Annotated in this window: 8 protein-coding genes; 4 read left to right on the forward strand and 4 right to left on the reverse strand. The window is 70.2% G+C overall.

All coding sequences use genetic code 11. The features are described from left to right. The 4 genes from OOT08_RS14620 to OOT08_RS14635 form a co-directional block, all read left to right on the forward strand. The coding region (locus OOT08_RS14620) for a dihydrofolate reductase (protein WP_325093518.1) at positions 1 to 289 on the forward strand (289 nt) is incomplete at its 5' end. Between the two features lie 181 nt (positions 290 to 470). Then, positions 471 to 1415, forward strand: coding sequence for a 4-hydroxy-tetrahydrodipicolinate synthase (dapA, locus tag OOT08_RS14625; protein ID WP_442916269.1), 945 nt, complete (start codon positions 471 to 473; stop codon positions 1413 to 1415). 14 nt (positions 1416 to 1429) lie between these two features. Further along, positions 1430 to 3106, forward strand: a complete 1677-nt coding sequence (locus tag OOT08_RS14630) for a ribonuclease J (RefSeq protein WP_325093520.1) — start codon at positions 1430 to 1432, stop codon at positions 3104 to 3106. Between the two features lies 1 nt (position 3107). After that, the gene (locus OOT08_RS14635; protein ID WP_325093521.1) at positions 3108 to 4160 is read left to right on the forward strand and encodes a lipid II:glycine glycyltransferase FemX; all 1053 of its coding nucleotides are present in this window, start codon (positions 3108 to 3110) and stop codon (positions 4158 to 4160) included. A 77-nt stretch (positions 4161 to 4237) separates the two neighbouring features. On the opposite strand, the gene OOT08_RS14640 is transcribed toward OOT08_RS14635, so the two are convergent. The 4 genes from OOT08_RS14640 to OOT08_RS14655 all read right to left on the reverse strand — a co-directional run. After that, a complete protein-coding gene (locus OOT08_RS14640; protein WP_325093522.1) occupies positions 4238 to 5650 on the reverse strand; it encodes a dipeptidase in 1413 nt (470 codons plus the stop codon). A 56-nt stretch (positions 5651 to 5706) separates the two neighbouring features. After that, positions 5707 to 6078: a hypothetical protein gene (locus tag OOT08_RS14645; protein WP_325093524.1), complete on the reverse strand. Its 372-nt coding sequence runs from the start codon at positions 6076 to 6078 to the stop codon at positions 5707 to 5709. 288 nt (positions 6079 to 6366) lie between these two features. After that, positions 6367 to 7305 carry a lipid II:glycine glycyltransferase FemX gene (locus OOT08_RS14650; RefSeq protein ID WP_325093525.1) on the reverse strand — a complete coding sequence of 313 codons (939 nt, stop codon included), beginning with the start codon at positions 7303 to 7305 and terminating at the stop codon, positions 6367 to 6369. Positions 7306 to 7322: 17 nt separating this feature from the next. Beyond that, positions 7323 to 8420: lipid II:glycine glycyltransferase FemX (locus tag OOT08_RS14655; protein WP_325093526.1), on the reverse strand; the 1098-nt coding region annotated here is incomplete at its 5' end.

Here is an 8420-nt window from a genome sequence, read left to right on the forward strand (position 1 = left end):
CATCGCGCTCGCCGCCGAGGGGCTGCCGGGGGAGCCCGCGCCCGAGTGGCTCTGGGTCATGGGCGGCGGCGAGCTGTATCGCCAGGCCCTGCCCCTCGCGGACCGGATCGAGGTGACCCGGATCGCCGCGGCCGTTGACGGGGACACCCGCGCCCCCGAGCTCGGCCCGGAGTGGGCCGAGGTGCCCGGGGCGCACGGCGACGCCGCGCACGTGGACGAGGCCTCGGGCCTCGCCTACCGCTTCTGCCGCTACGAGCGCCGCGCGGAACCGGACGCGGAGCCCGAGTAGCAGCAGAGCAGGTATTGAGCCCTCAAGCCCAGCTCTGCCGCGCGGCGCCGCGGAACGGCGCTCCTGAGCGCGCCCGCACGCGCCAGGCGGAGCCTGACTCCCCGCTGGCAAATGGGGGATTCCGGGTCCGACGCGGTAGCCTAGACGAGTGAAGAACGTAGAGAACCCCTTCGGCCAGGTCATGGTCGCCCTTGTCACCCCGTTCCTCGCCGATGGCGAGGTTGACTGGCCCGCCGTCGAGAAGCACATCGACGACTGCATCGTCCAGGGGGCGGACGGCATCGTTGTCACCGGCACCACCGGCGAGACCTCCACCCTGACCGACGCCGAGAAGCTCAAGCTCGTCGAGGTCGGCAAGGCCGTCTCCTCCGGCCGCGCGAAGATCATCACGGGCGGCGGCTCCAACGAGACCGCGCACGCGATCGAGCTCTACAAGGCCTCCGAGAAGGCCGGGGCCGACGGCGTCATGATCGTCACCCCGTACTACAACAAGCCGACCCAGGCGGGTCTGCTCACCCACTTCCGGATGATCGCGGACGAGACCGACCTCCCCGTCATCCTCTACGACATCCCGGGCCGCACCGGCGTGCCCATCAAGTACGAGACGATCCTCCGGCTCGCCAAGCACCCGAACATCGTCGCGGTCAAGGACGCCAAGGGCGACTTCAGCGAGGTCAGCCGGGTCCTGAACCAGACGGATCTGCTCTACTTCTCCGGCGACGACGCCAACGTGCTCCCGCACCTGGCCATCGGCGCCTCCGGCCTGATCGGCGTCACCGCGAACATCGCGGCCGCGCCCTACCGGGTCATCATGGACGCCGTGAACCGCGGCGACCTGCACGCGGCGAAGGCCGCGCACCAGCAGCTGGAGCCCCTCGTGCGTGCGGTCATGACCCACGTTCCCGGCACCGTTGCCGCCAAATACATCCTGCACGGCCTTGGCCGTATCGGCAGCCCTCGTGTTCGCCTGCCTCTCGTCGGGCCGGAAGAATGGGAAGCCGCGATGATTGAGGACGAGCTCGCCCTCGTCGGGGACATCCCCGGCGTTGATCTGACCAATTTCCGACCGGACCGCAATGCGGCCGCCGGTGGAGCGCTGCCCCAGGTGGCAGGCACCACCCGCTAGATTCAGGAGGCCACGTGCCCAACCCTTCATTCGCCCCGCCCAAACTCAAAAAGGGCACCCTCCGGGTCATCCCCCTCGGTGGGCTTGGCGAGGTCGGTCGTAACATGACCGTCTACGAAATCAACGGCAAGCTGCTGATCGTCGACTGCGGCGTGCTCTTCCCCGAGGAGCACCAGCCCGGCGTCGACCTCATCCTGCCCGACATGGCAATGCTGAAGAGCCGCCTCGACGACATCGTCGGCGTCGTGCTCACGCACGGCCACGAGGACCACATCGGCGGCGTGCCGTACCTGCTCAAGCGCCGCGGGGACATCCCCATCTACGGCTCGAAGCTGACCCTCGCGCTGATCACGGCGAAGCTCAAGGAGCACCGGATCAAGCCCGTCACGGTCGAGGTGACCGAGGGCGACCGCGAGGTCGCCGGTCCCTTCGACCTCGAGTTTGTCGCCGTGAACCACTCCATCCCGGACGCCCTCGCCGTCGCCATCCGCACCGAGGCCGGCATGGTCATCGGCACGGGTGACTTCAAGATGGACCAGCTGCCGCTCGACGGCCGGCTCACCGACCTGCGCGCCTTCGCCCGCCTGGGCGAGGAGGGCGTCGACCTGTTCATGACCGACTCGACCAACGCCGAGGTGCCGGGCTTCACCCCGCTCGAGGCCGACATCGGACCGGTCATCGAGAACGTCATCTCGAAGTCGAAGAAGAAGGTCGTCGTGGCGAGCTTCTCCAGCCACGTGCACCGCGTGCAGATGGTGCTCGACGCCGCCGTCAAGAACGGCCGCCGCGTCGTGCTCCTCGGCCGCTCGATGGTGCGCAACATGGGCATCGCCGCCGACCTCGGCTACCTCACGGTGCCGGACGGCGTGCTCGTTGACCTGAAGAAGTCCGGCGACATTCCCGACCACAAGCTGGTCTACATGTCCACGGGCTCCCAGGGCGAGCCGATGGCCGTGCTCAGCCGGATGGCGAACCAGGAGCACCAGATCGCCATCGGCGAGGACGACACGATCATCCTGGCCTCCAGCCTCATTCCGGGCAACGAGAACAAGGTCTACCGCGTCATCGACGGCCTGATCAAGCTCGGCGCGAACGTCGTGCACAAGGGCAACGCAAAGGTGCACGTCTCCGGCCACGCGGCCGCGGGCGAGCTGCTGTACTGCTACAACATCGTGCAGCCCAAGAACGTGATGCCGATTCACGGTGAGCACCGGATGCTCGTGGCGAACGGCAAGCTCGCGGCGCAAACCGGCGTGCCCGAGAACCGCGTCATCATCGGCGAGAACGGCACCGTCGTCGACCTGAAGGACGGCGTCGCGCGCGCGGTCGGGCAGATCGACATCGGTTTTGTCTACGTGGACGGCAAGTCCGTCGGCGAGGTGACGGAGGAGGACCTCAAGGACCGGCGCACGCTGGCCGAGGAGGGCTTCATCTCCGTGATCTGCGTGATCGAGAAGCAGACCGGCAAGATCGTCTCGGGCCCCGACATCCAGACGAAGGGGGTCGCCGAAAGCGAGGCCGTCTTCGACCAGGTCAAGCCCAAGATCCTTTCCGCGCTCGAGGACGCGATCGGCAACGGCACCCGCGACCAGCGGGGCCTGCAGCAGGTCATGCGTCGCACGATCGGCCGCTGGGTCGCGCAGCGCCTGCGGCGCAAGGCGATGATCGTTCCCGTCATCGTTGAGGTCTAACGTGCGGTTACGGTTTGCACACGCGGCCGAGGTCGCGCACTGGGATGAACTCGTCGAGGCCGCCCCCGGCGGGGGCGAGGTCTGGCAGAGCGCGGAGTACGCGGAAGCGAAAACCTTCCAGAACTACTCCGCCCGCTACGTGGTCGGGGAGCCGGGCGACGGCTTCCCCGCCACGCTCGTGCTGGAGAAGCGCGTGCCTGTGCTCGGCCGGTTCTGGTACGTGCCCGCGGGGCCCGCGGGCCGGGAGACGGCGGATGTGCTCGCGCACGCCCAGGCGCTCGGCGAGCTGGCGAAGCGCCACGGCGCGTTCATGCTGAAGGTGGAGCCGCGGTTGCTGCGCTCAGACGCGGCGAAGGCCGCGTTCACCGGGGCCGGTTTCCAGCCGACCTTCCGGATCCTGCCGAACGCCTCGACGATCCTGCTCGACATCTCGGGGGAGGAGGCCGAGGTCATGGGCCGCTTCTCCTCGAGCACCCGGACGAAGATCCGCAAGGCCGACAAGATCGGCTTCACGGTCGAGCGCGTCGAGGCCACCGAGGAGAACTGCCGCACGATGTACGCGCTGCTCTCCGAGACCGGCGACGAGAAGTTCCAGCTGCGGCCCTACGCGTACTACAAGAAGTTCTGGCAGACCTTCGCGGCCACCGGCCGCGGGCAGCTCGTGCTCGGCAGCACCGAGTCCGGCGTGGTCTGCGGCATGTTCGGCATCGTGCTCGGCAACACCAGCTGCTACAAGGACGGGGCCTCCTCGAAGGCGGGCCTGCCCAACGGCGCGATGAACCGCATGCAGTGGGAGCTCCTGCTGTGGGCTCGTGAGCACGGGGCGACCGTGCACGACCTCTGCGGCGCGCCGCCGAGCGAGCAGATCGACGACACGGAGCACGCGCTCTACGGCGTCGGCCAGTACAAGCTGCGCTTCAACAAGGAGGTCACCGACTACGTCGGCACCTTCGACCTGCCGCTGAAGGGCGCCGCCTACGCGCTCTGGACGAGGCTCGGCGACCGCCTCGCGCGCCGCCTCTCCCTCGCCAAGCGCAAGGATCCGTACTACTAGGCACTCGCCGCACCACAAGAGCGGCCCGCGCCCCCGATGGGGGACGCGGGCCGCTCTCGCGTCTCGGGAGGGGGCGGTTAGTCCGTGGCCCCCAGTCGGCCGAGGAACAGGGCCTCGCCGAGGGCGATGTGGCGCAGCTCCTCGGGGTGCAGGCTCTCGTTCGTCGAGTGCATGCGGCACTCGGGCTCCAGCACCCCGAGCAGCACGATCTCCGCCTCCGGGTTGATCCCGGCGAGCGTCGTGGTCAGCGGGATCGAGCCGCCCTGGCCGCTCGTGACGGTCTCCACCCCGCCGTAGGCGTCCGTGAGCGCCTGGCTCAGCGCCCGGAACGCGGGCCCCGAGGTGTCGGCGCTGAACGGGTGACCCAGCTCGCTCGCCTCGGCCTCGACGGTGACGCCCCACGGGGCCACGGCGTGCAGGTGCGCGATGAGCGCGTCGCGCAGGGCGGCGGCGTCGGCCCCCGGGGGGACGCGCAGGTTCAGCTTCGCGGCGGCGCGGGGCTGGATCGCGGCGACCGCGCCCACAACGGGCGGGGCGTCGATGCCGAGGATCGTGATGACCGGCCGCGCCCACACCTGCTCCGCGACCGAGCCGGAGCCCAGGATCTCGGTGCCGGGCAGCATCCCGGCGTCCGCGCGGAACGTGTCCTCGTCGTAGGGGAGCCCCGACCAGGTCTGGCTGGCGTCGATGCCGGGCACCGTCGTGTTACCGTGCTCGTCGCGCAGGGTGGCGAGCATGTGCACGAGGGCCGCGAGGGCATCGGGGGCCGCGCCGCCGAACGCGCCGGAGTGCAGGCTGGCCTCCAGGCTGGAGACGGTGACCGTGACGTCAACCGCGCCGCGCAGGCTCGTGGTGAGCGTGGGCAGCCCGACCCGGGCGTTCCCGGCGTCCTGGATGAGCATGACATCGGCCGCGCGGAACAGCTCGGGGTTCGCCTCCGCGTAGCGGTCGAGGCTCGCGCGGCCCTGCTCCTCGGAGCCCTCGGCCACGATGATCACGCCGACGGGGTAGGGGGAGTCGCCGTCGAGCCCCGCGTCGGCCGCCGCGGCGTCCCCGCGCAGCGCGCGCAGCGCGGTCAGGTGCGCGACCAGGTTGCCCTTGCAGTCCGCGGCACCGCGCCCGTAGAGACGACCCTCGCGCTCGGTGAGGGCGAAGGGCGGGCTCAGCCAGGCATCCTCGTCGAGGATCGGCTGCACGTCGTAGTGGCAGTAGAGCAGGACGGTGGGGGAGCCCTCGGGGCCGGGCCGGTGCCCGATCACGGCGTAGGTGCCGTCCGGGGTCAGCTCCAGCTCGGCGGGGATGCCCTCGGCGCGGAAGGCGGCTCGGGTCCACTCGGCGGCGCGGACGACCTCGGCCTGGTCCACGATTCGCTCGTCGGCGATCGACGGGATCGCGACGATCTCGGTCAGGTCGGCAAGGGCGCGGGGCAGCAGCGCGTCCACGCGCGCGCCCAGCTCGGTACGGTCTTGGGGAACTGCGGAATCGTTCATGCCTCTATTGTCCTCGCTTCGCGGCGTTGGCGCACGCTCGGCGGGCCGCAGCGGCGTCACATGGCCGCTTCTTCGGGGGCCGCGCCCGCGCGGGCGACGCGCCGATTGTGGCGGAGGACCTGCAGCGTCCAGGTGGCGAGGACGACCGCCAGGTAGATCGCAATCGCTGCCGAAACGGGCAACGCCCGGTCTGCGGCCAAAAGGATGGCTCCGCTGCCCAGCAGCATGATGCCAATCAGCAGCGTGACGGGGAAGCTGGCCCCGCTGCCGGACGGGGCGGGACCCGAGCCGCTGACGGGGGTGCCGGTCCAGCGGAGGCGGCGGTGCGGCACCTGGGCAAACAGCTTCCGGGTCCCGAACACCTGGAGGGCCAGCCCGATCACCACAGACGCCGCGGCAAGGAGGAACGATCCTGTCTCCCACGTCATGATCTACCGAAACCCCCGGATTCGCCGCGAACGCGCCGCGCCAGCTTCGGGTAGCGGGAGAGACGGGCGCGGAGGTGGCGCTCCCGGGGCCGGGACTGGACCACGCGGTCGGGCCCCTGCCGGGGAAACCGCTCCGGGGGCGGGGGAACGGGGACTCGGATCCGCTGACCGTGCTCCATTGCGCCGCCTCGCCTCCGGGTCCGCCGCCTCGAGCCGCCCCCGGGGCGTGTCGGTCCCAGTGTAGGGCGCTTTGGCCGGCGTCGAACCCTCCAAGCGTCCCGGGCCGGGCTAGAGGCGGCCCCCGCCGACGACCTTGCGGGCGAGGTCGTAGACCCCGTAGCTCAGCGCCTTGACCGGCTTTTCCCAGGTGCCGGCGAAGTCGTGCTGGACGCCGCCGAAGGAGCGCTTAAACTCGCTGAAGCCGGTCCACGCGTGGTCGGTGACCTCGGGCGGAACCACGCCGTACAGGTCGAACTCGCGCAGGCCCTTCGCCTGGGCGTCCTCGATCATCTGCGAGACGATGATGGTGCCGGGGGCCAGCTTGCGGTGCTCGTAGTTCGCGGCGGCGTGCGCGTAGTAGCGTCGCTCGGCGTCGTCGTAGATCATGGCGGAGGCCACCGTCTGCGCGGGCTCGCCGTCGTCCCCGGCCAGGTCAACGAAGTACAGCGTGCCGACGCCGGAGGGCAGGAAGGTCTTCGCCTGCGTGCGCAGGTAGTCGTCCGCGTGCGCGTGCATCCCGGTCTGGTCCGCGACCCCGTGCAGCAGGCCGAGCAGGGTCTCGATCTCCGCGGGGTCGTGGCTCTGCCGGACCGTGAGGCCCTTCTTCGCGTAGTTGCGGTGCAGGTTCCGGTTGGTTTTGCGCATGTCCAGCAGCAGCTCGTCAAAGGGGCGCGACAGGTCGATGCGCTGGGTGTGCTCCGGCTGCACCCGCGCCACCCGCTTCAGCCCGGCCGCGGCGAGGTCCTGCTCGGCCCCGGGGCCTGTCGGTTCCAGGCGGACGAAGGCCGCGCCGAGCCGCTTCGCCTGCGCGGTGAGGGAGGCGAGCGCCGGGGCGAGCGCTCCCGGGGTATCGAGCTCCGGGCCGTAGGGGCAGTAGAGGCGGCTGTTCAGCTTGCCGCGCTCCAGGAAGGCCTGGTAGCGCCAGCCGTCGCCGGAGTCGCGCACGACGGCGCGGCCGAGCTCCCCCTGGAGCTGCGCCCAGGCATCGGTCTGCAGAAAGTGGCTCATGTGCCGGTGTCCTCCGCTTAGAACAGGTCGAGGTCGCCGGTGCGGCGACGGTGCAGTTTGGAGACGACGCGCTTGCCGATCCGCTCCCAGATGTTGGCCTGGGTGGGGCGGATCACGACCTCGTAGCAGCCGATGTGCTCCGTGACGACGCGCGAGAAAGCGAGCTTGAACTTGCCCACCGAGTAGTTCAGGTGCTCGGGGTTGTTCAGCTCCTTGGTGGGCGGCACGCCGACCATGTCGTAGCTGACGCAGCCCGCGTCGCGTGCGGCGCGCATCATGTGCCACTGCACGAGGTTGCTCATCCCCGGGGTCACGCGCTCGCGCTCGGAGCCGCCGTCCTTGTAGAAGGCGCGGTCGCCGATGATGATGAGGTAGGCCATCACGGCGGGGGAGCCGTCCACGTCGATGCCGTAGAAGGTGCCCTGCCCGGCCCGCGAGAACCCGTTCCAGAAGGTTTCGGTGTAGCTCTCGGAGCGCAGCCGGAGGTTTGCCTTCCCGCCGCCGACGAGACGCATCAGCCGGTGCATCGTGCCGTAGGTCTCGGCGTCGGCCGGGTACTCGCGCACCTCGTGGCCGTCGCGGATCGCGCGCCGGATCATGTTGCGGCACTTTGAGTCGAAGCTCTTCATGAGGGCGTCGTCGTCCTGGGCCACGTTCACGATGGCCGTGTAGGTGTTGCCCTGGATGCCGGGGCGGTGCTCGGCGTCGATCGCGGCGAGGCCCGCGTGGGTCGCCTCGTCGTCGAGCAGCGGAGGCTCGGTCGTGACGCTGAACACGTTGAGCTTCTCCCGGGCGATGAACGCGCGCAGCGCGGCGACGCAGCCGAGGAATTCCTCGGGGCTCGTCACGCTCGGGCCCTTGACGAGGTACCAGTAGCGGCCGAGCAGCGGCACGCGGCGCTCGAGCACGAGCGCGGCGCTCGTCACCCCCTGCCACGAGAAGATGAGGTGGCGCGGGACCCAGCCGACGCTCGCCTTGGTCGCGGCGAAGGAGGCGGCCATCAGGAAGTCGCCCCCGGCGGGGTTCCGGGCGATGAGCGCGTCCCAGTCCTGGCGCTCAGCCTCGGTGGCAAATCTGGCCGTCACATCGGTCATGGTGTGCGTGTCCTCGGTTTC

It is taken from the genome of Leucobacter sp. M11 (assembly GCF_035726885.1).
In the GTDB taxonomy this organism is placed as follows: Bacteria; Actinomycetota; Actinomycetes; order Actinomycetales; family Microbacteriaceae; genus JAPFRB01.